The sequence below is a fragment of the Sulfurovum sp. MH2-6 genome (assembly GCF_058374785.1).
The window spans coordinates 1,303,109-1,325,889 of record NZ_CM178170.1; the positions used below are offsets into that span (position 1 = coordinate 1,303,109).

24 protein-coding genes are annotated in these 22,781 nt (G+C 43.1%); 7 read left to right on the forward strand and 17 right to left on the reverse strand.

The annotated features are described in order from the left end of the window. Nucleotide 1 precedes the first annotated feature (1 nt). The gene (locus AC4JOV_RS06710) at nucleotides 2-772 is read right to left on the reverse strand and encodes a TatD family hydrolase (RefSeq protein WP_229938356.1); all 771 of its coding nucleotides are present in this window, start codon (nucleotides 770-772) and stop codon (nucleotides 2-4) included. A 200-nt stretch (nucleotides 773-972) separates the two neighbouring features. Here AC4JOV_RS06710 and AC4JOV_RS06715 point away from each other — a divergent pair, with 200 nt between their 5' ends. Then, nucleotides 973-1,191, forward strand: a complete 219-nt coding sequence (locus AC4JOV_RS06715; RefSeq protein ID WP_229938355.1) for a cold-shock protein — start codon at nucleotides 973-975, stop codon at nucleotides 1,189-1,191. Between the two features lie 29 nt (nucleotides 1,192-1,220). Here AC4JOV_RS06715 and AC4JOV_RS06720 read toward each other — a convergent pair whose 3' ends face one another. The 3 genes from AC4JOV_RS06720 to AC4JOV_RS06730 form a co-directional block, all read right to left on the reverse strand. After that, a complete protein-coding gene (locus AC4JOV_RS06720; RefSeq protein WP_229938354.1) occupies nucleotides 1,221-3,257 on the reverse strand; it encodes an ATP-dependent helicase in 2,037 nt (678 codons plus the stop codon). 3 nt (nucleotides 3,258-3,260) lie between these two features. Further along, nucleotides 3,261-3,599 (reverse strand): hypothetical protein, encoded by a 339-nt coding sequence (locus AC4JOV_RS06725; protein WP_229938353.1) that lies wholly within the window; start codon nucleotides 3,597-3,599, stop codon nucleotides 3,261-3,263. A 75-nt stretch (nucleotides 3,600-3,674) separates the two neighbouring features. Next, a complete protein-coding gene (locus AC4JOV_RS06730; protein ID WP_229938352.1) occupies nucleotides 3,675-4,226 on the reverse strand; it encodes a hypothetical protein in 552 nt (183 codons plus the stop codon). A 244-nt stretch (nucleotides 4,227-4,470) separates the two neighbouring features. On the opposite strand from AC4JOV_RS06730, the gene murA reads away from it, so the two are divergent. Next, nucleotides 4,471-5,739 (forward strand): UDP-N-acetylglucosamine 1-carboxyvinyltransferase, encoded by a 1,269-nt coding sequence (gene murA, locus AC4JOV_RS06735; RefSeq protein ID WP_229938351.1) that lies wholly within the window; start codon nucleotides 4,471-4,473, stop codon nucleotides 5,737-5,739. A gap of 156 nt (nucleotides 5,740-5,895) precedes the next feature. Further along, a complete protein-coding gene (locus tag AC4JOV_RS06740) occupies nucleotides 5,896-6,357 on the forward strand; it encodes a CZB domain-containing protein (protein ID WP_229938350.1) in 462 nt (153 codons plus the stop codon). Between the two features lie 25 nt (nucleotides 6,358-6,382). Here the strand turns inward: AC4JOV_RS06740 and truD are convergent, their stop codons facing one another. Continuing rightward, the gene (gene truD / locus AC4JOV_RS06745) at nucleotides 6,383-7,456 is read right to left on the reverse strand and encodes a tRNA pseudouridine(13) synthase TruD (protein ID WP_229938349.1); all 1,074 of its coding nucleotides are present in this window, start codon (nucleotides 7,454-7,456) and stop codon (nucleotides 6,383-6,385) included. Between the two features lie 191 nt (nucleotides 7,457-7,647). Here truD and AC4JOV_RS06750 point away from each other — a divergent pair, with 191 nt between their 5' ends. After that, nucleotides 7,648-8,580: a sensor domain-containing diguanylate cyclase gene (locus tag AC4JOV_RS06750; protein ID WP_229938348.1), complete on the forward strand. Its 933-nt coding sequence runs from the start codon at nucleotides 7,648-7,650 to the stop codon at nucleotides 8,578-8,580. A 127-nt stretch (nucleotides 8,581-8,707) separates the two neighbouring features. Next, on the forward strand, nucleotides 8,708-9,172 hold the full coding sequence (locus AC4JOV_RS06755; RefSeq protein WP_229938347.1) for an FKBP-type peptidyl-prolyl cis-trans isomerase: 465 nt from the start codon (nucleotides 8,708-8,710) through the stop codon (nucleotides 9,170-9,172). 718 nt (nucleotides 9,173-9,890) lie between these two features. On the opposite strand, the gene AC4JOV_RS06760 is transcribed toward AC4JOV_RS06755, so the two are convergent. From AC4JOV_RS06760 to AC4JOV_RS06785, 6 genes are all read right to left on the reverse strand, one after another. After that, nucleotides 9,891-11,069, reverse strand: coding sequence for a YbfB/YjiJ family MFS transporter (locus tag AC4JOV_RS06760; protein ID WP_229938346.1), 1,179 nt, complete (start codon nucleotides 11,067-11,069; stop codon nucleotides 9,891-9,893). Nucleotides 11,070-11,504: 435 nt separating this feature from the next. Then, nucleotides 11,505-11,786, reverse strand: coding sequence for a hypothetical protein (locus AC4JOV_RS06765; RefSeq protein WP_229938345.1), 282 nt, complete (start codon nucleotides 11,784-11,786; stop codon nucleotides 11,505-11,507). A gap of 463 nt (nucleotides 11,787-12,249) precedes the next feature. Then, nucleotides 12,250-13,908, reverse strand: coding sequence for a hypothetical protein (locus AC4JOV_RS06770; protein WP_229938344.1), 1,659 nt, complete (start codon nucleotides 13,906-13,908; stop codon nucleotides 12,250-12,252). A 553-nt stretch (nucleotides 13,909-14,461) separates the two neighbouring features. Further along, entirely contained in the window at nucleotides 14,462-15,223 is a 762-nt protein-coding gene (locus AC4JOV_RS06775; RefSeq protein ID WP_229938343.1) for a glutamine amidotransferase, read from the reverse strand. A gap of 156 nt (nucleotides 15,224-15,379) precedes the next feature. Continuing rightward, nucleotides 15,380-16,528 (reverse strand): iron-containing alcohol dehydrogenase, encoded by a 1,149-nt coding sequence (locus AC4JOV_RS06780; protein WP_229938371.1) that lies wholly within the window; start codon nucleotides 16,526-16,528, stop codon nucleotides 15,380-15,382. A 266-nt stretch (nucleotides 16,529-16,794) separates the two neighbouring features. Continuing rightward, on the reverse strand, nucleotides 16,795-17,538 hold the full coding sequence (locus tag AC4JOV_RS06785) for an SDR family NAD(P)-dependent oxidoreductase (protein WP_229938342.1): 744 nt from the start codon (nucleotides 17,536-17,538) through the stop codon (nucleotides 16,795-16,797). A 106-nt stretch (nucleotides 17,539-17,644) separates the two neighbouring features. Between AC4JOV_RS06785 and AC4JOV_RS06790 the strand changes: the two genes are divergently transcribed. Next, nucleotides 17,645-18,085, forward strand: a complete 441-nt coding sequence (locus AC4JOV_RS06790) for a MarR family winged helix-turn-helix transcriptional regulator (RefSeq protein ID WP_229938341.1) — start codon at nucleotides 17,645-17,647, stop codon at nucleotides 18,083-18,085. Here the strand turns inward: AC4JOV_RS06790 and AC4JOV_RS06795 are convergent. The 6 genes from AC4JOV_RS06795 to AC4JOV_RS06820 are packed head-to-tail and all read right to left on the reverse strand — an operon-like array spanning nucleotide 18,079 to nucleotide 21,627. Beyond that, complete coding sequence (locus tag AC4JOV_RS06795; RefSeq protein ID WP_229938340.1) at nucleotides 18,079-18,495, reverse strand: cyclophilin-like fold protein; 417 nt, start codon at nucleotides 18,493-18,495, stop codon at nucleotides 18,079-18,081. The genes AC4JOV_RS06790 and AC4JOV_RS06795 overlap by 7 nt on opposite strands. 20 nt (nucleotides 18,496-18,515) lie before the next feature. Next, nucleotides 18,516-18,962, reverse strand: coding sequence for a carboxymuconolactone decarboxylase family protein (locus tag AC4JOV_RS06800; protein WP_229938339.1), 447 nt, complete (start codon nucleotides 18,960-18,962; stop codon nucleotides 18,516-18,518). A 51-nt stretch (nucleotides 18,963-19,013) separates the two neighbouring features. Beyond that, nucleotides 19,014-19,250 carry a carboxymuconolactone decarboxylase family protein gene (locus AC4JOV_RS06805; RefSeq protein WP_229938338.1) on the reverse strand — a complete coding sequence of 79 codons (237 nt, stop codon included), beginning with the start codon at nucleotides 19,248-19,250 and terminating at the stop codon, nucleotides 19,014-19,016. Between the two features lie 3 nt (nucleotides 19,251-19,253). After that, entirely contained in the window at nucleotides 19,254-19,700 is a 447-nt protein-coding gene (locus tag AC4JOV_RS06810) for a cupin domain-containing protein (RefSeq protein WP_229938337.1), read from the reverse strand. A gap of 22 nt (nucleotides 19,701-19,722) precedes the next feature. Continuing rightward, nucleotides 19,723-20,451: an SDR family NAD(P)-dependent oxidoreductase gene (locus AC4JOV_RS06815; RefSeq protein ID WP_229938336.1), complete on the reverse strand. Its 729-nt coding sequence runs from the start codon at nucleotides 20,449-20,451 to the stop codon at nucleotides 19,723-19,725. Nucleotides 20,452-20,463: 12 nt separating this feature from the next. Continuing rightward, a complete protein-coding gene (locus tag AC4JOV_RS06820; RefSeq protein ID WP_229938335.1) occupies nucleotides 20,464-21,627 on the reverse strand; it encodes an NAD(P)-dependent alcohol dehydrogenase in 1,164 nt (387 codons plus the stop codon). A gap of 148 nt (nucleotides 21,628-21,775) precedes the next feature. Here AC4JOV_RS06820 and AC4JOV_RS06825 point away from each other — a divergent pair, with 148 nt between their 5' ends. Continuing rightward, nucleotides 21,776-22,675, forward strand: a complete 900-nt coding sequence (locus tag AC4JOV_RS06825; RefSeq protein WP_229938334.1) for an AraC family transcriptional regulator — start codon at nucleotides 21,776-21,778, stop codon at nucleotides 22,673-22,675. Nucleotides 22,676-22,781: the final 106 nt, after the last annotated feature.

Consider the following 22,781-nt stretch of genomic DNA (forward strand, 5'->3'; position numbering starts at 1 on the left):
TTTACAACGTAAAGAGCCTGAGACTGTTCTCAGTCGTGAGCTGTTCTATCTCCACTCTGGAGATAGCGGAGAGCTCTGCCATCTTCTCTGCGACCAGTGTGGTAAAAGAGGGTTCATTTCTCTCTCCACGGTGGGGGTGCGGCGTAAGGTACGGCGCATCCGTTTCGATAATGAGCTTATCGGTCGGGATTTTGGGATAGACATTGATCAGTTTGCGTGCATTTTTGAAAGTAAGCACTCCCCCGATCCCGTAGTAGAAATTTTTCTCTGCCAGTTTCAGCAACTGTTCATCGGCATTGTAACAGTGCAGTACACCGCCCTTCTCTCCTGCATACTCCTGCAGGATCTCCAAAGAATCGGCACTGGCTTCACGGATATGCACGATCAGCGGCTTCTCCAATGCTTTTGCCCACTCTATCTGATCGATAAAGACCTCTTTTTGCAGCTTTTTTTCCGATTCGATCGCTTCAGGAGTTTCAGGCAGACGGAAGTAGTCCAGTCCGCACTCTCCGATCGCAACACATTTGGGGTGAGTCACATAGGGTTCGAGCAGAGCCCTGTCATACGCGGCAGCATCATAAGGGTGTACACCAACGGCAAAATAGATATCTTCGTACTTTTCGGAAATCTCCACCGCTCTGGGCAGAGTTTGGGGATCAGCACCGGGAATGATAAACTTCTCTACGCCCTTTGCTTTAGCATTGGCGATCACACTCTCCAGGTCTTCATTGTATCGGACATCATCAAGGTGACAATGAGTATCGATGATCATACATACTCCATATAGGTTAAAATTACCTGTAATTGTATCAAAATAATGTTAGCGAAAGGAAAAGAGGATACAATGCTTATAGATGAAAGATGAGGATAGAGATCATCATTCGTGTTTTATGTGTTACGTTAGACTATGCTAGACCCCGAAAGACTCCCCCTGTTTTGATTCAACAACAAAAAATAACAAAAGGTATAACTATGGCAGAATTAGTCAATGGTACAGTAAAATGGTTTAACGATGAGAAAGGTTATGGATTCATAGCACAAGAGAATGGTGGTGCGGATGTATTCGTACACTTCCGTCAGGTAAATAACCCACAAGGTGGTCGTGTATCACTTCAAGAGGGGCAAGCGGTTACATTTGAGATCGGTGAAGGACAAAAAGGTCCACAAGCTGAGAATGTAACACCTCTTTAATCGCTTACCGGCCGGTTTAGCCGGCCAATCTATTTTTTATCCTCCACAAACTCACCCTTTATCAGTCCTGCTTCATGTAAAAACTGGGACGGTTTATAATCAGCTTTTTTCATCTTGTCATGTTTTGCCAGTGAGAGGTAAAGTTTATCTTTTGCACGTGTTACGGCCACATAGAAAAGTCTTCTCTCCTCTTCGACAGAGCTCATCATCCTTCTATTCGGGAAACGTCCGTCCACCAGATCCACCACATAGACTTCGGGAAACTCAAGCCCCTTGCTTGCGTGTACCGTCAGCAGATTGACCCCCTCGCCTTCGCTCAGCTCATTGCCTCCAAGTACCATGGCATTGACAAACCGGCTGAGTTCTCTATACTGTCTGGCCAGTTCCAAAAGGAGTCTTGCCTTCCGCTCTATACGCTCTTTGGCCTGGGTCTTTTTATCCGGGTCCACCTCTCCGGACTTGAGTCTCGCACGTTGATTGGAGAGGATATCAATCACCTTCTCATAGAGCTTGGAGCGCATCGCCTGAGTCAGTATCTGTGAAGGGTTCTCCATCCCTTCGACATTCAGGATATATCGGTAAAACTCCTGAAAGAACTTGACTCCCTCCTGGGTGAGCTTCGGATGTTTGAGCAGCGGATGTGCCATGATCTCTCTATCCAGTCCCAAGTGAGCAAAGCGTGCTGCACTTCCTATCTCCAGATCATCATCAAAAAGGCCAAGCTGTACATTTTTGTTGGGTTTCAGCTTTGGCAGTTCGGATACCTTTGGCTGAAGAATCCCCTGCATCACACTTCCCGCTCCAAAGTGAAGAAAACACTGAAAGAACTCCTTGGAAAGTGCAGAACCTACACCCGAAGCATACTCAAAGACATGGATAAAGGCCATCATATCTTTGGGGTTAAGCTGCAGGGAGAGAAGATCCAAAAGAAACTTTACCTCTTTGGTCTCGAAAAAACTGGTACCCCCTTTACGTTTACAGGTGATCCCGTACTCACGAAGACTCGCCTCTATCCCGTCCGCGCTCGAGTTGTTACGGAAGATCACTGCGATCTGATCATTGGGGACATGTGTCGTCTTGATAGAGTGCGCGATCGACTGGTACTGCTCAAAAAGGTCATTATACATCAAGAGTCTGGGAGGGTGTGTCTTTCCCTGACGCCCTACTTCCAGTTTTTTGGGGTAAATGCGTTCATTACGTTCTATGACACGGTTTGCCAGGGAGAGGATCGGCGCAGTCGAACGGTAATTGGTCTTCAGGGTATAGACCTGCGAGTCCTTATAACGTGTCGAGAAGGTAGCGATATTCTCGATATTCGCCCCGTTAAAAGCATAGATGCTCTGGTCATAATCACCTACACAAAAGAGTGATTTGGGTTTAAGCTCATCGATCAATGCACTCTGCAGGGTATTGGTATCCTGGTACTCATCGACCAGAACCTCTTCAAAACCCATATCATTGCTTTGAAGGTATTCTCTCATACGAAGCAGCAGGTCATTAAATGAGGCAAATCCATACTCTTTTTTTTCTCGTTCAAACTCCTCTACGATATCCATATAGGCATCCATCACACACTCATGCTCGGGATACTTCTCCAGAAACCAGACATCAAAAGGCTCCAGCGAAGCGTTCTGGTAAAGGCTGTACATCTCGTAAAGATAGGTAGCAGAGAAGGGCTGCACCTCGAGTGCCATACGTGCAAACTGGCGTTTCTCATAGACACTTCTAAAAAGCGTTTTGAGTTCACCCGGCTGTTTCAAGGCAAGATTGGGATAGATCTGTTTCAGCCATCGATAACTTACAGCATGAAAGGTACCCGACTCCACTTTGGAGACAACACTGCTTGGGAAGTACTGTCCAAGCCGTGAGAGCATTTCACCCGCAGCTTTATTGGTAAATGTAAGAAGAAGTATTTTAGAGGGGTCGACACCGGTCGTCAGCAGATGGCCGATGCGTCCTACAATGGTAGAGGTTTTCCCTGTACCTGCAGATGCAATGATGAGATTGTGCCCCAACGGTGCAGTCGCAGCACTGAGCTGCTCATCATTGAGTGTACTGAGCGGCATCTATTACTTATGCCCAAGAATATAGTAGGTATGTTTACCCTCTACTTTTTCCAGTGCGATACTATGTTTGTCTGCCCAGTGTTCTACCATATCTGTAAATGCAGAGAGGTTATCTGCACTCGGATCTTCATCACATTTGATTTTGAAATACTCTTTTGAGTTTGACATAGCGATATAGCCTTTTTCTACAGCCAACGCATCATTAAAAGTGATCAAATGTTTAGAGATATGGTCAAAATCATCTGTATTTGCAATGATCTTTGTGATCTGTTCTAACGTATGTTCGTTTTGAGAATAACCGAGTTGTCCAAGTAGTGCTTCAGGCGTCAAGTCTAAATGCATTTTGTTTGAATCCTTTCCAATGTTTAAGAAAAGGATTGTATCAAATTTTACATTACAAAAACGCCTTGATTCGCACTAGAAAAGCGTATCCGGAGACTTTACTTTTGCAATCAGATCTTTATAGTGTTCAAGATTTTGAAAAGCCTTTTCATACCGCCATCTTAAGACAAATTCTATGATATGGTTTTTACGCTCAGGCTCCAGTGCATCTGCCTTACCGAAATATCCAAGTGAGATATTCTTTGCTTTTTTCTTACCGTTTTTATCAGGTTCATAGGTGATAGCGATGATCTGGATATACTTCCCTTCACGCACCTCTCCAAAATCTTCCTCTTTTAATCCTATACCACTCAGGTTCATCGCTTTATAGATAAAGATCTTATCGAAATCCGGTGATTTTTCCGAGATACCTAACATTGTATATAACTCTTTGACACGCTTGATGTTTTCTCTGCGTACCGAGTCGCCGCTGATGATTTGTGCTGATTGTTGAAGCTCTTTTTTTTCTAGAAGCTTTTTAATAGATTCACTGCTCTCCGCCATTACATCAGCCGAAGATTGCTTTTCTCGATTTTTTTCTTCCAGTTTACTGCTTAATGCTTTAAGCCTGTCCAAACTATTTAACATTGATTCCCTCCCATGGGCATATCTGTTTAGTCTATACCTTCCCTATTCCAGTATATTAACTAATATACTAACTCATATTAGTTAATAGAGAGATTAAATTTTCATAAAAAAATAAATTTTTTAAGAAAATGATAATTATCAGTTATATATTACATAATATACACTTAGGTTTTTTAGGACTCTCCTGAGTAGCTTTTAACCAAATTTTGGTTATGATTACGTAAATTTACATGGAAGAAGAAGTATGGATTATTTGGAAATAAAAGGTGGGAAATCGCTCTCTGGAGAAGTCACTATCAGCGGAGCTAAAAATGCGGCTTTGCCTATCATCGCGGCTACGATTCTCAGTGAAAAAGAGGTTACCCTTACCAATCTGCCTAACGTGGTGGATATAAGAACGCTGCTAAAGCTCTTGACGATGCTTGGCGGCACGGTTGAGTACCATGATAATGTAGCCAAGATCAATAACGGTTCAATCTCATCCACAAAAGCTGTCTATGAAATCGTCTCAAAAATGAGAGCTTCTATTTTGGTACTTGGTCCTCTTTTGGCACGATTCGGCGAATGTGATGTCTCTCTACCCGGAGGATGCGCGATCGGACAGCGTCCTATAGACCTGCATCTTAAGGCGCTTGAAGCAATGGGTGCCCAGATAGAGATCAAGGGTGGATACGTGCATGCCAATGCACCCGAGGGATTGAAAGGTGCGAAGATCATCTTCGACAAGATCACGGTCGGAGGTACCGAAAATATCGTAATGGCCGCTGCGTTGGCACACGGTACGACTACGATCGTTAATGCTGCAAGAGAACCTGAAGTAGTGCAACTCTGCGAAATGATCTCAAAAGCAGGAGTGAAGATCGACGGGATAGGAAGTGATGAACTTACGATTGAGGGTACAGGCGGCAAAGTACTTGAGTTTGAAGAGACTGAAGTGATCCCTGACCGTATCGAGGCGGGGACCTATCTCTGTGCAGCGGCAATCACCCACTCCACAATCACGCTCAATAAGGTCAATCCCGAACATATCCAAACCTCCATCGATAAACTTGAGTCGATGGGGTGTCGTTTTGACATAGAGAACGATCGTATTACGATCCACTCACCTGAAGCGTTAAAACCGGTGAACCTCACCACCTTGGAATATCCGGGTTTCCCTACGGATATGCAGGCACAGTTTATGGCACTTGCCGTATTTGCAAAAGGGGAGAGTATCATCGAGGAGCGTCTTTTTGAGAATCGATTTATGCATGTCAGCGAATTGAACCGTTTGGGTGCAGATATCTGGCTCAAAGGTAATATCGCCGCAGTAAAAGGTGTAGAGCGTTTGAATGGCGCAGATGTGATGGCAACAGACCTTAGAGCCAGTTCGGCACTCGTACTTGCCGGGCTGGTCGCAGAAGGTACAACCAATATACACCGTATCTACCACCTTGACAGAGGATATGATGATTTGGAAGGTAAACTCTCTGCTTTAGGTGCAGATATCACCAGAAAAAAAGAACAGAGTTAACGCTCTGCTCTACCCTGATAGCTTTATTGATATATTTTTACGTCATTTTCTACACACTTTAGACATTTTATTTCACATTTGAACCAATAGGACTCACATTTTATCTCAAGAGTGATACTATCATATAAATAATATTTATATTCAAGGATAGATAAAATGGAAAAAAGTGAAATATTAGATCAGCTACGTGCTGCCAAAGCTGCTCATATTAACTGGGTACAACGTGCAAAGTTACTGATATCGGGTTTTCAGATCGATGAGGGTTCGATCCCTGTAAACTCTACGCAATGTCAATTTGGCAAATGGTTCTATACCGATGCACAAAAGCTCAATGCCATGCAAAATAATCCTATGGAGTGTATGAATACCATCGAACAACTGCATTTCGATCTGCATGATATCTATCTGAACATCTATAAGATCTACTATGAGACAGAGTCCAAAGGCTTTTTTAGCAAAATTTTCGGGAAAAAGAAAAAAATTACCGAGGATGCGAAAGTATTAGCAAAAAAATACTTCCAGAATATGGAAGAGGTTTCAAAAAAACTGGTTGCGGAGATCAATAGAATGGAGAGAAGGATCGTAGCAATCTCGGAAAAAGAGTTTGTATCCCTCTGATCCATCATACACCCGGAGGTCTGCTTCAGTTTTCCAAAGACTTACCGCGCAATACATCAAGCACATTCGTCGCATACGATCCCTTCGGGAGCGTAAAACTCAATTCGTAATGTGCTTTCTCTTCAATATATTTTCCTTTCACATCCGTGACCTGTATCCATGCATACCTTCTGGCACCGTAAAGGTTCATCTCCTCATCAAACTGGGATTCGATCATTCCGGCTGCACCTGAAGCCCTTTTGGTTTTACTTCCGGGTACCAGTCCCGTCGGTGCGATATCTTTGCTCATAAAACGTTCCGCCTCTTCCTGCAGATTTTCTACTTCGAAGAGACGTCCGTAAGGATAGTGCATCATCACATCCCCTTCAAGCAGCTTGTAGAAATGAGGTTGTTGTTTCGCCCCCTTCAGTGATCCTTCAGGAAGGTTCATAAAGGTTTCTGTCTCCTCTTCACTGAACTTCTCAAGCATCAGGTTCAGCTCCATCCGTTTAGAGAGCCAATTGTTAAAGAGATAGGATTGGTAAGAACCGATCAGAAATTCACGCGTTTTCCTATCTCTGATCTTGAGTTTACCGTCCAGGATCTTTTTACCGTCGATCCAGTTCGTACCGTCTGTACCGAAGCGTTGATTTCCAAAGTAGTTTGGTACACCGTTCGCTTTGATCCATTTCAGTCCGGAATCAAGCTTCTCTTTCTGAAGCCCCAAGACCTTTTTGAGACGTATCTGAAAACGGTTGCCCTTGAGATGCCCTACTCTGATCTTATTGTTGTGCTTTATCGTCTCAAGGATCTTGATCTGAGGATGTTCAAATGCAGCAATCTTCTCTTCAAACTTGGCTGGCAGAGAAACAGACTGTATGGTCATTGCATGTTTATCTTTGAGTCCTGCATATCCGATCTCTTTGCGTTTAATTCCTACATAACCCGAGAGGATATCGATCATCTCCCAGGTAGTCAGCTCTTTTTTTCTTACTTTCAGGATTAGGTGTTCTCCTTCTCCTGTAAACTCATAGAGAGGTATCTCCTCAACCGTAAAGTCTCGGGGAGATGAGTTGAATACAAATTCATTTTGGATATTAAGTGGATATAACAGTTTCATACTACTCTTTTTAATCAATATACGAAATAATAGCCTAACCTACCTCACAACCCGTTTTCAGTTCTTTTTTTCCTAAATTATTTCAAAACCATGCAGTTAAATAAGATCAAATTTATGGTATATTACTTAATATGGTCTAAAGTTGGGATAAGCGAAAATCTTAACAAGAGGAACAGACAAGGGAGAAGGACTTGGAACAGGATCTAGCGTTATGTTATCAAATATTGAATGGTTCGGATGACCAGATCGCAGTGATCGATACAAAATATCACTATATCTTTGCAAATGAAGCCTACCTGAGTGCGTATCATACACAGAGCGAGGAGATCATAAACCGACATCTTGAGGATATCATAGGAAGTGATACCTTCAACACTGTACTCAAACCGCAGCTTGTGGAGTGTTATGCGGGTAAAGAGATATCGTATGAGAGATGGATCAAGTTTAATGACAAAGCTTTCAGATTTATGCGTGTAAGCTACAGTGCTCTGCGTGATAAAGAGAATCAAGTCCAAGCGATTACGGTCTTCTACCGTGACCTTACCGAGCAGAAGCAGTTGGAAGTAGCACTTACGGAGAGTAAACAGATCATTGAGCAGATCAGTATCACCGACTGGATGACCGAACTGCATAGCAGAGTCTATTTCGATGATGTTTTTCCCAAGATGATCAATATCTCCAAGAGGAATAACCAGCTGCTCTCATTCGGGTTGATAGATATTGACCATTTCACAGAGTACAATGAAACATACGGTGAAAATGCAGGCGATGACGCTCTGAAAAAAATCGCCCATATGATAAAAAACGCCTTCAATCGTCCGAATGATTATACCTTTAGACTTGATGGCAATACGTTTGCCATGCTCTTCAATGTTACCAAAAGTAATGACGTCATCTTTCTTGCGAAAAGGATACGTCAGTGCGTGGAATCACTGAATATAGAACACATTAACTCTCCGGTCACTCCTTACCTGACTGTCTCTATGGGGATCACTGTTTTAGAGCCGGATCAAGAGGATTCTGCAGATGTGGTCTATAGAAAAGCACAAAAACTTTTAGATACCGCCAAGCAAAAAGGGAAAAACAGAATCAACTGTGATCTATCTCTCCAAGATAAACGATAGTGATCCAGGATTTTCTTCTTCACTGTCACTTCCTCTTCTCAACAAACAAAAACACCACAAATACCCTATTTGGCTTCTTTCAGAGGTAAAAATCTGCTACAATGTGCAAAAAATGGAGCACTGAATTATGAAGATCACAAAGGATGTTCTGGTCTGTCTGGACTATCGTATCACGGATGAAGAGGGGAAATGCCTGAACCCTGAGGATAATGAGCTTATCTATCTCCATGGCGGCTACAACCATGTGTTCAGCGCACTGGAAGAGTCTTTGGAGGGGAAAAAAGAAGGTGACCTTTTTAAGGCAACCTTTGCTCCCGATGAAGCATTTGGAGTCTACCGGGATGAGTTGGTTGAAGAAGTTCCGTTGAGTGACCTTCCTGAAGATATTTTCGTGGGGATGGAGATGGAAACAGAAGAGGAGGATGAGGGAGAGAAGCGTATCTATCTGGTGACAGAGATCGGGGAGGAGTATGCCATTCTTGATGCGAACCATCCCTTTGCAGGACTCACACTCACCTTCGAAGGAGAGGTGACCGAACTTCAGGCACTGGAGAAAGAAGCGATCGAAGAGATCCTTGCCCACGTGCATTGAAGCATAGCATCTCCACGCATTTTCGGATTCCGGATGGGCTCCGGACAAGAACCACTGATAGAGAGATATAAAATCACGTTCATCGTGAGGCTGTCGAAAACCACCCTACTCTCTCGCCAAGCCAGTATATACGGCATACAATAAAAAACAGTGAGCCGTTGGCAAACAATTGACATACAAATCTGGTAGAGGCTACCAAAATAATAACCTTATAACCTTATAAACTTATATATTTTATAAGGTTTTTAACTGTCGATAATTCAATATTAAACTTTTGTTTAAACCCTATTGGTATATCCACAATTTGAGCATTTATAAAAATGCCTTCTGCCTGTAAAAATAAAGTATATTCCTAATACAAATATTGAGAAACTTGGTAATAAAGCTGAAGATGTTCCAAAAAGGTAATAAAAAAATAAACTAATGAGTGGATTCACAATAAAAATAAGGCCCAATCCTATATATCTTAAATTTGTATAGCTGAGTTTACTATTGCATTCAGGACAAACAATACTTTCCAAACTATTCTCCCTTTTAGTCTAGAGATATTATAACAAAAGAAAAAATTGATTACTAGAAAACTGTAAACCTTTCTCTCGTTCCCGATCTTGTATAGTCAAGAGTAGTAAAAAATTTCATGTAACTTCATATTCTATACGTGTTATTACGATGGGCACCAGTGTAACGAGAGAAACCCCTTTAAAACCCTACTACCTGATCACACCTTTGCGGGTTCGATCCTTTTTGCACAGAGCAGAAGCACTATCCCGGCAAAGACGATCGATGCCGTGACATAGAGCGTCGCATTATAATCACCGAAATGATCGATCAGAGCGACACTGTAGAGCGGTGCACCCACCTGCCCTATCCCGTAAGCTGCTGTCATGGCTCCCATCAGGACGACCGGATTTTTCCCGGCGAGTTGACCGCCGAGATTTAAAAAGAGTGCGACAAGACCGATGAAGGTACTGCCGTAAAGCGCGCCACTGAGTAGGTTCAGTATGATATTCGTACTGAATGCCGGTATAAGGATACCTACGATCTGCAGTGCCATAGCGATGATGATGACATTGACACTGCCATAACTGTGCGCCCATCTCATCCAGAGTATCGAAGAGGGAATCCCTGCAATGCCTACAATAAGCCACCCAAGGTTCCCGTACCCTTCCAGTCCTTCAAGAGAGTTGATAATATCGGGCAGAAAAGTCCCCTGTACCACAAACCCCACACCTTCGGTAAAGTAAGCCAGGATCAGAAGGATCACATAGGTAGAGAAGATGGATCTGGAGAGAGGATGTTTGACAGACTCTTTTTTGAGCGCTTTATCAAACGATAATATATGCAGAGAGTAAAAAGTAACGATAAAAGCAAATAGAGATAGCGCAAGCCAGGCTTCATGCCACGTGCTCTCTTTGAGAACCGTCTGGCTGATGAGCTCGGATATCACGATAGAAAAACCGATACCGCTGAAGTGTATACCCATTGCTTTTGTTTTACTCTCAAAATTCAACTTCACCATCACGATCGCACCGCCGACGATGAGAACCATCGCAGAGCCGAAACCGGCGATCACCCTGGAGACAAGCCACAGTGTTTCATTCGTGCTCAACGCCAGTACCAGTGTACTGAGGATACTGAGCACCATACCTATCCTGAAGTACTTGACTTTGGCGTTGATATCTTTGATAAAGATAGAAAAGATAGCACCTGCCAGATAACCTGCAAAATTCAATGAGGCCAAAACCCCTGCATAGGAGAGCGTCAAGAAGTCCTCAAGCATAAAAGGAAGAAGTGAAGTAAAAGCGAACCGTGCCACGCCGATACCTACCACGATAGCCAGTATACCGGCGAGAAGTATGGAAGTGTTGTTGTTTTTGTCGAGGAGAATTTTTATCATGCTGTTTTTTCCCGGGATTATAGTGACAGTAGACTTAATAGTGAGCGGTAAAACAGATGCAATGCATGGATTTAAGAGTCATTTTATGCGAATTAAATAGAGAACGCACGAGGACAGGGATCGTATGCAGAGAATTTTAAGTAATAGTATAAAATAAGAGTTTGACTTAAGGCCCAGTAAAAGGAAAAGAAAATGAATGTAAGAAGAACCTAAAAGATCAAACTCGTACAGATATTAACAAAGAAGTATAAATAAAAAATAAACTCCTCACCTGGCTCCTATCACGAAAGAGAGTTTCATCAAGTTTGAGAGTATCCTGCTGCTTGAAGCCTACAGCATGCCCTCTCCACCTTTCTGCAGAGATCATAGAACATCTGTGCTTTTATACCACATACGCCGCACAACAGGAGTCAATAAGAACCGGGAAGCGATGTTTTATTCTTCTAGTTCTTCCATACTTTCTTCCAGCTCATCATATGGTTTATTTTTTTCTATTGCATCCATGATCAGGTTTATCAGTGTTTCATGGTCACGTAAATGTGAGTCAACAATAACAGGCTCTTTTCCGAATTTCTTAGTGTGTTCTTCTATTACTATATCAAGTATCATCTTTTTTTTATGTTTTAGCTCTTCATTTCTTTTATTCTTATCGTATAAGCCATTTATATACTCTTGAAGTAAATGAATGGCTCCAAAGAGTATTGGACTCTGATCCAAGACAATTCCTGATCATCGATAAAATTATTTCAACTGAAGAACCCCAAAACATACCCCCTTTTTTGTAGTTATGCTTTGATTTTAGCATATATGTCAATAAGTTTAACTTATTTCTATCATCCCAGTGATAATATAAGTTTTCATAACGTGATAATACATGATCCTGTCAAATAGTGGATAGAGGACCATCTCATGATAGGCGTATTCTTTCCACATGAAGATTGAAACCAGTGAATGCTTATCTCTCTTCTGAATGAGATACCTTATGTTAAAAAGTGATTTTATAGGTTTCAATCGAAGGAAGCATATGAGTTAAAGCTCAAGTAAAAGGAAAATAAAAATGGAGATGACCCGGCAAGCAGTAAACTCATATCACGTCAAACCTACAGTCTATATGAACCTCTGGAAAACCAGGTACCATTTCGTACCTGGCTATTTCTGATAGTACTTAATCTCTCTGAGGCTACGGAGTCTGTTCCGTACAGTTTTCATCATCACAAAGCTTACATGTTGCTGTAGCCATATCCATCACCGGGCTACCCGTCAGGGCTTCATTACCCGTTGCTGTAACCGTATTGGTATGACTGCTGTTTACTGCACACGCCTTGGTAGTAGAAGAGGGATAATAAAAACCGGAGTACTCTTCACATCGCTTACGTGTATTACTGAGATTGGCATCATCTGCGGGATAGAGATCGAATGGACCAAACGTTTCTCCTGAAACATCATCTGTCACATTCACATCCACCAGTTTAGTACCATTTTTGTCATTACATACGATACCGTTATAATCTATACGTACCACGACATACCCTATCGTTGCATTTGATTCATCGGTGGATGTGAGTGATTGGACACACTCTTTTGTCACAGAGATGTTCGCATCTATATCAACAGGATCACAGGTAGCCTCTGCCCACACTGCTGCCATCTTATAATCCCCGATATGTCCTGTCGCATAGATTCTATTGGTTGGCGGATTCTTACTATTGATATTGGTATACGGATCACCGATATATGTCTCACCTATAGCCAATGGGCCGGATGCAGGTAAATCGAAGTCATCACTTGTATCATTTGGTGTTCCGGCATCATCACTAAATGTCACATCATCAATGGTTCCAAACCCACTATTGGTTACATTATATTCATAGGTATGTATCAACGAAGTATAGTCCGCTGTATTGATTTCAGAGGATACACAGACCTTCGCGACCTCAAGTTTACACGTATTCAACTCACCCAGTACAAAATCTTTAAGCTGGGCATTCGCACGGTGGGAAGAACGTGTCTCCATGAGAAAGCTGCTAAAACATGGAAGTGTTTCATCATCAAAAATCCAACTCAGGTTAATTCCCCCTTCAAAAAAGGAATTCGGAGGATAGATTCCGGGTGTACCGCTTTTTGGCGTATAGGTACTCCATGCCGGTGTATTTTCTCCATTTGAGAGAGCATAGAAGTAAGTATCAGGGTCTCCCTGCCCTTCCCAGAAGAGGAATAGATTGTTCTTTTGGGTATCATCCCATTTATATAGTTTGATATTTGCCTGTACACCCCCTTGCGTAAACTCTGCCAACATCAAGACATCTCCATTTTGGTGTTTCCCGATAAACGTGCCATCATCATGATTGAGACGTACATTTTCCTGAAAAAACCAGACACCCATCTGCGCTGAACCGTCTGTTGAATAGCGGTCACCCATGAGGTAGATGATCAATTCATTATCGCTCCCATTGACCTCTACATTATATGCTGCAGCTGCGGCATGCAGGATCTCATCTTTATCCGGCACGGACCCCTGAGTCCATTTCCATAGTGGAATATCACGAATATCTTTAGATCCGCCACCGGTAAAGATACTCAGACTTAATCCATCCTCCAAAATACCATCAGTCGTAGCAAATGCACCCGATGTACCATTCTTAACATTCGTCCAGTCATCACCGGGAGTCGTATCGTCTGTGATATTTCCATCCAGTTCAAACAGGTTAGTACTGTAGTCAGGGTGTACCCATGCTGTTGCCTGTGTTCCAAATCCCAGTACCAAAAATACGGCGAAAAGTGAACTTTTGATCAACGCTATAGATCTATATAGCCATCTATCTTCTTTATATTTTTTCATATCAATTCCTTTTGAATCATCAATATATGGGAAAGAGACAGGCCTCTATTTGAGTGGGCGGGAATCTTCCAACGCTTGTTGTAAATTTCCTACATGATTCTTCTACAAACACTCTATGAAAGAAGTATCTTCTGCAGAACAATTCATAGATTACTGGTGAAAAGAGACAGGCCTTTATTTGAGCGGGCGGGAATCTTAAACTTTTGCTGCAATTTCCTACACTCTATTTCTATCGATACTCTACTAAGCAGTATCCTGGATAGAAAATAATGTATGATTAGCTAAAAGAGACAGGCCTTTATTTGAGTGGGCGGGAATCTTTCAACTAAATGTTGTAAAGTCCCACTGAATACTTTTATTTATCCAGGTATTCAGTTATCTTACACTTCCAATATAAAATATTTTTACTTTATTTTATATAAAATTCAAATCTTTTTATATTATATTAATCATAAGTATTGGGGTTGAGACAGAAGTCATGGCATAAGTATAGAACGGGGATACTCCCTGCCGACGGGATCTATCTCCTCACGATGACAGGAAAGATACCATTCTATCCAAACAGCTCTTTATCCGATAATACTCTTATAAATTGATCGATAAGAGTATTGGAGTATGCTGTTTCAGTGACCTTTTCTCTTAATATTTCAGGACTGAAACCCAGTTGAATAAGATCTTCTCTCTGTTCTTCAATGTATGCGTTTATGATCCGAACATCAAATTCAGGGTGAAACTGTACACCCCAGATACCTTGGCCGTATCTGACGATCTGATGACTATCATGGCTGTTGTACCCTAACACTTCCGCACCTTCCGGAAGCGTTAGAACACTCTGCATATGGGTAACATTTGCATTGAAAATCCCAGGAGCGTTGTTAAAAAGAGGATCTTCTTTGGCTTCAAGGGTGGTAACAACCGTTACGCTACCAATCTCTTTGCCATTTGGGTTGAAATCCGACCTGCCGCCTAAAGCCTTTCCTATCAGTTGGTGTCCGTAGCATATGCCAAGTATTCCGACAGGGTGTTTTGTCGCCTGGCGGATCCACTCCTCTACGGCTAGACTCCACGGGTGTTCTTCGGTCACCATGGCATGGGACCCGGTAATCACAACTCCCATGATCGTAGAACTCAGAGAAGGGAGAGGTTCTCCCTTCAAAATATCTACCGTCTTGATCGTGATATCTTCTGCAGTGACACAGTCTCCCACCCAGTCGTCAAAATCACCCAGGTGATCTTTGGTATCTTCAAACGTTTCACCTACTTTAAATATATAGAGCTCTTTCACGTTCTCTCCCACATATATCATTTGTCTCATTCTAGCTTTTTCATAGGCTATCAGCGCTCTTTACCTGCCTATTAATTGTGCATTTGAGAAGAGAAAGGGGGAAGGAAAATACAAGATAGGGATGAAAACCTTATAAAGTGATATATTTATAAGGTTTCAATCATGAGATATGTTTGGTTTTACCGCTTACAACGCTTTTTCCAAAATCTCTTTTAAGACCTCTTTCGTATAGATTTCAGCCAGTCCGAAAGCGCCTGCATGCTCGCATGCATTCTCCACGATCGCATCCAGGTCACTCTCTTTGATAGAGAGTTGTGAAAGTTTGGTCGGTGTACCGACTTTGTTGAACCATGCCTCCAAGGCTTCTATCCCTTCCACTGCACCGGAAAGTCCGAACAGGTTTTGTGCAAAACGTTTGAACTGACCTTCATTTGGTGAAACATACCATTTCATCCAGGCAGGCATAATAACCGAAAGTCCAGCACCGTGTGGTACATTGAAAAGTGCAGAAAGAGTATGCTCGATCATGTGGTTTGGAAAGCTATATCCTTCAACTCCCAGATAGGTCGTGCCATTTAGGGCCTGTGTCGCTGCCCAAGCAAACTCTCCACGTGCATCATAATCATCCTCATCTGATAAAAGTGTCTCCGTGGTTTTCATGACCGTAGCAATGTTCGCTTCGATATACGTAGCAATGATATCCGGATGTGACGAGGCGGTAAAGTACCCCTCGATAGAGTGTGCGATAATGTCCGCTGCAGAGTAGACCAGATATTCTTTAGAGACAGACTTTTGAAGCTCAGGATTGATGACGGAAACCTTTGGATAAAGGTGTGGTGAAGCGATAGAGTATTTTTGTTTCGTTGCTTCGTTCGTGACCACGGCAAACGTGTTCATTTCACTACCGGTTGCTGCAAGGGTGATGATGTCATATACCGGCAGTGCCTTTTGGATCACACCTTTCCCGATAAAGAAGTCCCACACATCACCGTCATAAAGCGTACCGGCCGCTATAGCCTTTGAACTGTCCAGCACAGAACCGCCGCCGACACTGAGTATCGCTTCAACACACTCTTCTTTCGCCAGCTCTACTGCCTCGTACACTTTTGAGAGTACCGGGTTGCTGACGATTCCTCCCAGCTCAACGTATTCGATACCATTTGCTTCAAGGCTTTTGACAACGACATCGAACAGGCCGTCTCTTTTGATACGGTCACTACCGTAGGTAAGAAGCACTTTTTTTACCTTCTCTTCAGCGATATACGCACCGATCTCGTTTTCTTTGCCTCTTCCAAACTCTATTCTTGTTGGGTTTCTATAGCTAAAATTGACCATTTTCATCTCCATATTCTTATAGATGGTATTATAGCCCATCCTTACAGAACGCGCTATAAAGATAATCCATCAGGATTGCCTGATTCTCCAAATATATGAAACGAATGGCAAAACCGGGGAAGTGAGAGCGTATAAACTCTATCTATGGGATGCCGGCCTCAGGGCCGGAAGAGGAAAAGGCGGATCAACCTGTAGTATGTTTCAAACACCGCATGGTGATTGATCCGGATAGGATCCCCTATGTGTTTCTTCGGTGTGTACCAAATCTAAGAGAGATAAGCACCTCCGCTGACAGACAGATAGGTCCCTGTGATCTGACTACTCTCCTCTTTTACCAGAAAGCCGATGGCATTCGCCACATCTTCAGGTTTTGAAATCGTTTGTGTAGGGGTCATTGATCTGATGAACTCCTTAAACTCTTCAGGGGCACCCTCTGTTGCATCTGTCAAAACCAGCCCCGGTGCGATGATGTTTGAGGTAATCCCATAAGCACCCAACTCCTGTGCCAGATATTTGCTGAAGGTATCAAGCGCTCCTTTGGCAGACCCATGGGCGATGAAACCCGGTGCAGGGCTCTCAGATAACGTACTTGATATAAAGATAAGACGGCCAAACCTTTTTTCGATCATTGACTCTGCCGCATATTTGGCACACACATAAGAGGCATGCATCTCATCATTCAGCTTTTGGGAAAATTCACTCCATGTCTGATCGACAAAAGGCTTTTGTGTAAAGTGCATATTGGCATTGGAAACGAGTATATCGACACCGCCATGCTCATTTTTGATTGTTTCAAACATCGCTTTGATCTGTGACTCATCTCTTACATCGGCCTGGAGAGTATAGGCTTCTCCTCCCCTCTCATTGATCTCTTTCGCCAGTTCATCTGCTACCTGTGTACTATTGACATAATTGATAAACACCCTGTAACCGTTTTGACCCAACGCTTTAGCTGCTGCCGCACCGATACCTCTTGCTCCGCCTGTGATAAGAACATTTCTTTTTGACATTTTTAACTCCTGGATAATTTAATTACTTGTTAAATACAAGTATATTGATCGGAAACTTAAAAACTTGTTAATAGCAAGTAATTTATTTAACATGCTATAATAAGGTATGGGAAAAGAAGAATTTAACTTTCAAGAGTCTTATGGCTATCACTTTATCAGTATATCTGTTGTGATCAAAAGACTGATCGAGTCCAGAATTCAGGAATACGATCTGACACATTTACAATTCAGTATTCTTATGAATCTCTATAAAAACACTACCACAACGCAAAAAGAACTGCTGAAATACGTTTACGGGGATGAAGCGAGTGTTACAAGACTCATAGACAGACTCGAATCAAAGGGATATCTGAAAAGAGTACAATCCCAAGAGGATAAACGAAAGAAAAATATCTTACTTACACAAGAGGGGCTCTCTTTAGTCAAAAAACTTACCCGTTTTGCAAAAGAGGTCAATCAGGAACTCATCAAAGAGTTAGACAAAGATGAAGCGGATCAGTTTTTAACGTTACTTCAAAAAGTCAATACCTCTTTGGATGATCATTGATCTTTTTTGATTTCTATACTCCCGGAGATATCTTGAATATGTTCAACACCTGATACCGCATCACCCAGTTCGTAGAGACCGCTGGCCTTTCCGAAATCTTTGTAAAACATCACAACATTCCCCCACGGGGCATAGTATGCAAGTGTTCCGCTCTTCGCGTCTGCCAAGGGTGTGTTACTTGTATCAAGTAGTTTAGGTGGGTAAAAGATCTTCTCATTATGACTATAGTCTTCAACCTCAATACGCAAGGGCAATTGATCGTAAAGCGCTTTTGCCGCCGGACTATTGTTCAGTCGAAAGACCGTGATATTTCCATTTGCGTGAACAGTGATTTGCATTTTTTCTCCATCTGTAGCGAACAAGGGAATCATCAGTAAAACAAAAATGATCCCTGAGATCAATGGTTTCATTTATCACTCCCTCATGTCAATTATTTTCTATGTTTCAAGAGCTCAGAGAAGACCTGCTTCGCTATATCTGCTTCATCCTGGCCTACTTTTTCTTCCACTACGGCAATGAATGCATACATCTTCGGAATCGTAACTCCTAAATTCATCGCTGCACCCAGGTGAAACATCAACTGCCCTTCTGTGCCACTCATCGCTGCCAATGCCGAGATGGTCACCAGCTCCCGCTCTTGGTGGCTCAGTACATCACGGGCAAAGATATCGGCAAAAAGATGCTCTTTGAGGTAGCTGTCCATCACAGGAGTAAAGAGCTGATAACCTTGTGCAGGAGGCTCCTCGCTCCATCCGGCTAATTTCCGTCGGACTTCAGCGCCATATGCATCTCTGTTCATATCTTTTGGGAGCGGTGAGGCCTCTTTGCCAAGAGTGTCTTTGATCCCTTTGGCTTCTCGCTCTTGCATCACTGCCATAAAAGCATTGATCGCATTGAGGCTTCGGGGGAAACCTGCATAGGCGTAGAGTTATATCAGTATCTCTTTGATCTCGTTGACGCTCAGTCCCGCTTCAAGCCCTGCAACCAAAGCGGGTTTAAGTCTCTCTATATCGCCGTTTGCCGTAAAGGCTGAGATGGTAATAATAGCCTGCTCTCTTGCATCCAATGCTTCGGCTCCTTTTATGTTAGAAGTACCTGTTTGGGCTGCAAAACTGCAAGTGACACTAAAGAGGGAAAACAAAAAAGTGATAAATCCGGTTCTCATTATTTATCCTTTGTCCTTGAGATTGTTATAGTACGCATCAGAGACAGGCTCAAGCCACTCATTACTTGTTTCACTGCCCGGTATTTCAACAGAGATATGACTGAACCAACTGTCAGCCTTGGCACCGTGCCAATGCTTTACGCTGGTCGGGATATAAGCGACAGAACCCTCCTTAAGACTGACAGGCTCTTCTCCCTCCTGCTGATACCACCCTTCTCCGGCCGTGCAGATCAGTATCTGCCCTCCTCCGCTTTTGGCATGGTGGATATGCCAGTTGTTTCGGCATCCCGGTTCAAACGTGACATTCGCCATGATCAGCGGGGACTCCCCCGGTTTCAGTAAGAAGTTAAGAAAGGAGTCTCCCACAAAATACTGGGCATAGTTCTCATTGGGAACGCCTGTTCCAAACATATTGGCTTTTTCAAACGCTTTTTTATCCATATATTTCATCACTAAATTCTCCTTTTACTCTTTAGTAGGCAGGAAGCTTGATACCACTTATCTCTTCACAACGTGCGATCAGTTGTTCCTGTAGATCTTCATCATCTGCCCGGGAATCATAAGGTACCTCTCTCCTATGAAAGAGATACCGTCCGCTGCATAGTGCATCTTCGCTTGATGCCAGCCAAACCTGTGTTCCGGCACCTTCATCCAGATCGTCTCTTGCAGCGGAGCCGCCCATTTTGGTCGGTACCCATCCCGGGTCTACCGTATTAACATAGATACCCGGCCATTTGCGTGCCACGGCTTTTGCCAGTGTCAGTACCTGCAGCTTGGAATCAGAATAGCTGACGCCCGTCTCCAACGAGAGAGCATTCGTCACCACACTGCCCTGCGGATGCATATTTGAACCGATATAGATCAGCCTTTGGGGTCTGGTGATCATAGCCGTAAGGATATAGGGGGCAAGGACGTTAACCGCAAAAATAGTGGGCCTATCTGCCTGATAGACACCGGCATTATGAATGATCGCATCACATGGACCCAGTGCATTGAGCTCTTCGGCAAGCTGTTTCGTCTCCTCCATATCTGAGAGATCAGCGATCAGTACACACTTGGCTTCAGGCAGCAGCATTTTTGCATCCTTTGCCCGCTCTGTGTTGCGGGCGTGAAGGATGACTTCGTGCCCCTGCTCCATGAGCATTTTGGCAGCTAAAAGTCCAAGTCCATCCGAGGATCCGGTGATGAATATTTTTGCCATCTCGCTACTCTATCAAATGGTCGCAGAATCGATAACGTATCGATATCTAGCCTCTCTGTTTTCCACTTTTTTCCATGCCTCTGTGATCTCTTTGGCTTCGATCATCTCGATTTGAGGGTAGATCTTGTTTGCAGCACAATAATCCACCACTTCCTGTGTCTCTTTCATTCCGCCGATCAGTGACGCATTGAAATTGACCCTGCTTGCAGCTAATCCGAGATTACTCAAGAGTATCTCAAATTTTTCAGGCATACCTACATAGGTAAAGAAACCCTTTGGTTTGACCGTAGCGACATAGGGAGCTACATCAAACTGATAAGGGATCGTACAGATCATAAAATCCAGCTTACCTGCATGCTCATAGAGCTTTTTCGTATCCTCTACGACGATCACCTCTTTGGCACCAAAACCTTTGATATCCTCTACTTTATCTGCTGTTGTCGTAAAGGCATAAACTTCCGCCCCTTTGGAAACAGCGAGCTTGATCGCCATATGTCCAAGACCACCGATCCCTGCTACACCGACCTTGTCTCCTTTTTTGAGATCAAACTTCATGATCGGCGAATAGGTAGTGATCCCTGCACACAGAAGCGGTGCGGCTACTTTGAAGTCAAGATTCTCAGGGATATGTACGACAAAGTGATCTCTCACAACGATACTTTGGGAGTATCCGCCCTGTGAGATCCCTGTCGGTTCCCTCTTATCAGGGTAGCCGTAGGTAAAGAGTGTATCGCTCTGATACTGCTCTTCATTCTCACACGTCGTACATCCATCGACCATACATCCCACACCTGCCCTGTCACCTACTTTGAACCTGGTGACATTCTTACCTACTGCTTTGACAATCCCCACGATCTCGTGCCCAGGAACCTGCGGGTACTGCTGTGGTCCCCAGTGGCCTTTCATCTGGTGGATGTCAGAGTGACAGATCGACGCATATTTGATATCGATCAACACATCATTATCCCCCACAGGCCGCCGCTCGAACTCCCAGGGTTTGAACACACCACTGGTATCAAATACTGCATATCCTTTTGTCTTAATAGTACCGTTCATCATTTCTCCTTTATTATCTGCAAAGAGTGCAGTCGGGTCGATAAAGACCAAACCTGCCCCCAGGGCTGCCGATCTTTTGATAAAATCTCTGCGTGACTCGTCATTGGTTAGCGTATCCATCGTGAGCTCCTCACTTTTTATTTACTGTTGATCACAGCACCGATATAGTCATATAATAACACAATATAAATATTTGTGATAGAACGATTCTTCTTCATAATTGCCTAATTCTGCAAATAGTGTATAATGTCAAAAAAAAGAGTATGTTATGTCCAATCAAGCACTTAAAAGCTATCAAGAAGAGATTAAAAACAAGATCGAAGCAGCCTACCATGATGAGAACCTGATCTATACTCCCATGGAGCAGCTCTGCTTTTATTACAAAACCGAGCCGACAGATATGCTTGCGACTGTCTATGAACCCTCTCTCTGTATCATCGTCCAGGGGGCCAAAGAGGTAGGAGTCGGTGAGGAGCTCATCCCCTATGATCCCGACAAATACCTGCTTGCATCAGTACATATGCCGGCACGTGTGCGTATCACAGAAGCATCGCCTCAAAAGCCCTATGCAGGACTTACCATTACTTTTACCATGGAACAGATATTCGATGTACTCAAAGATATACCCTCCAGGCCAAACCATACCGGCACTGCGAAAAGCGGGCTCTATTTTGGAGAGATGAACAAACGGTTGATTGAAGCTGTCTCCCGTCTTGTCAGCTTGCTTGATTCCACAGAAGACATTCCTGTACTTTCACCCTTGATCATCAAAGAGATCCTCTATACGGTCATGTGTGATGATGGTGGGTATATTTTCCGACAGTACGTGAGAGACGGCAGTGTGGAACAACGTGTTGTAGAGGCCATTACGAAGATAAAGGACGGGTATAAATCACCCCTTAATGTCAAAGAACTTGCACGTTCAGTGAGCATGAGTGAATCATCACTCTATCATAACTTCAAAAAGATCACTGCCATGAGTCCGTTACAGTTTCAAAAAAATCTCCGCCTGCAGGAGGCAAGACAGCTTTTGATCTCCCAAAATATCGAGGCGGCACAGGTTGCTTTCGAAGTAGGATATGAGAGCCCTTCACAATTCAGCAGGGAGTATGCAAGGATGTTCGGCTTACCGCCTATAGCCGATACACAAATGAACCGTCAGTTGTAATGGTTACTCGCTCTTGTTATCACGGCTACAATGGTAACAAGAAAGTATCCTTTAAAACTTTGCATAAAAAATCATCATAAATTATATTATTTTTTAATCTTTATCT

Bases quoted from the DNA above. Each gene is read 5' to 3' on its own strand.
- AC4JOV_RS06815 (WP_229938336.1), bottom strand. From the start codon at position 20,451: ATGGCAAAAATATTCATCACCGGATCCTCGGATGGACTTGGACTTTTA.
- truD (WP_229938349.1), bottom strand. From the start codon at position 7,456: ATGAAACTGTTATATCCACTTAATATCCAAAATGAATTTGTATTCAAC.
- AC4JOV_RS06760 (WP_229938346.1), bottom strand. From the start codon at position 11,069: ATGATAAAAATTCTCCTCGACAAAAACAACAACACTTCCATACTTCTC.
- AC4JOV_RS06770 (WP_229938344.1), bottom strand. From the start codon at position 13,908: ATGAAAAAATATAAAGAAGATAGATGGCTATATAGATCTATAGCGTTG.
- AC4JOV_RS06820 (WP_229938335.1), bottom strand. From the start codon at position 21,627: ATGGATACGCTAACCAATGACGAGTCACGCAGAGATTTTATCAAAAGA.
- AC4JOV_RS06785 (WP_229938342.1), bottom strand. From the start codon at position 17,538: ATGTCAAAAAGAAATGTTCTTATCACAGGCGGAGCAAGAGGTATCGGT.
- AC4JOV_RS06755 (WP_229938347.1), top strand. From the start codon at position 8,708: ATGAAGATCACAAAGGATGTTCTGGTCTGTCTGGACTATCGTATCACG.
- AC4JOV_RS06825 (WP_229938334.1), top strand. From the start codon at position 21,776: ATGTCCAATCAAGCACTTAAAAGCTATCAAGAAGAGATTAAAAACAAG.
- AC4JOV_RS06800 (WP_229938339.1), bottom strand. From the start codon at position 18,962: ATGGCAGTGATGCAAGAGCGAGAAGCCAAAGGGATCAAAGACACTCTT.
- AC4JOV_RS06780 (WP_229938371.1), bottom strand. From the start codon at position 16,528: ATGGTCAATTTTAGCTATAGAAACCCAACAAGAATAGAGTTTGGAAGA.
- AC4JOV_RS06775 (WP_229938343.1), bottom strand. From the start codon at position 15,223: ATGAGACAAATGATATATGTGGGAGAGAACGTGAAAGAGCTCTATATA.
- AC4JOV_RS06810 (WP_229938337.1), bottom strand. From the start codon at position 19,700: ATGAAATATATGGATAAAAAAGCGTTTGAAAAAGCCAATATGTTTGGA.
- AC4JOV_RS06790 (WP_229938341.1), top strand. From the start codon at position 17,645: ATGGGAAAAGAAGAATTTAACTTTCAAGAGTCTTATGGCTATCACTTT.
- AC4JOV_RS06720 (WP_229938354.1), bottom strand. From the start codon at position 3,257: ATGCCGCTCAGTACACTCAATGATGAGCAGCTCAGTGCTGCGACTGCA.
- AC4JOV_RS06710 (WP_229938356.1), bottom strand. From the start codon at position 772: ATGATCATCGATACTCATTGTCACCTTGATGATGTCCGATACAATGAA.
- murA (WP_229938351.1), top strand. From the start codon at position 4,471: ATGGATTATTTGGAAATAAAAGGTGGGAAATCGCTCTCTGGAGAAGTC.
- AC4JOV_RS06795 (WP_229938340.1), bottom strand. From the start codon at position 18,495: ATGAAACCATTGATCTCAGGGATCATTTTTGTTTTACTGATGATTCCC.
- AC4JOV_RS06730 (WP_229938352.1), bottom strand. From the start codon at position 4,226: ATGTTAAATAGTTTGGACAGGCTTAAAGCATTAAGCAGTAAACTGGAA.
- AC4JOV_RS06725 (WP_229938353.1), bottom strand. From the start codon at position 3,599: ATGCATTTAGACTTGACGCCTGAAGCACTACTTGGACAACTCGGTTAT.
- AC4JOV_RS06805 (WP_229938338.1), bottom strand. From the start codon at position 19,250: ATGAGAACCGGATTTATCACTTTTTTGTTTTCCCTCTTTAGTGTCACT.
- AC4JOV_RS06740 (WP_229938350.1), top strand. From the start codon at position 5,896: ATGGAAAAAAGTGAAATATTAGATCAGCTACGTGCTGCCAAAGCTGCT.
- AC4JOV_RS06715 (WP_229938355.1), top strand. From the start codon at position 973: ATGGCAGAATTAGTCAATGGTACAGTAAAATGGTTTAACGATGAGAAA.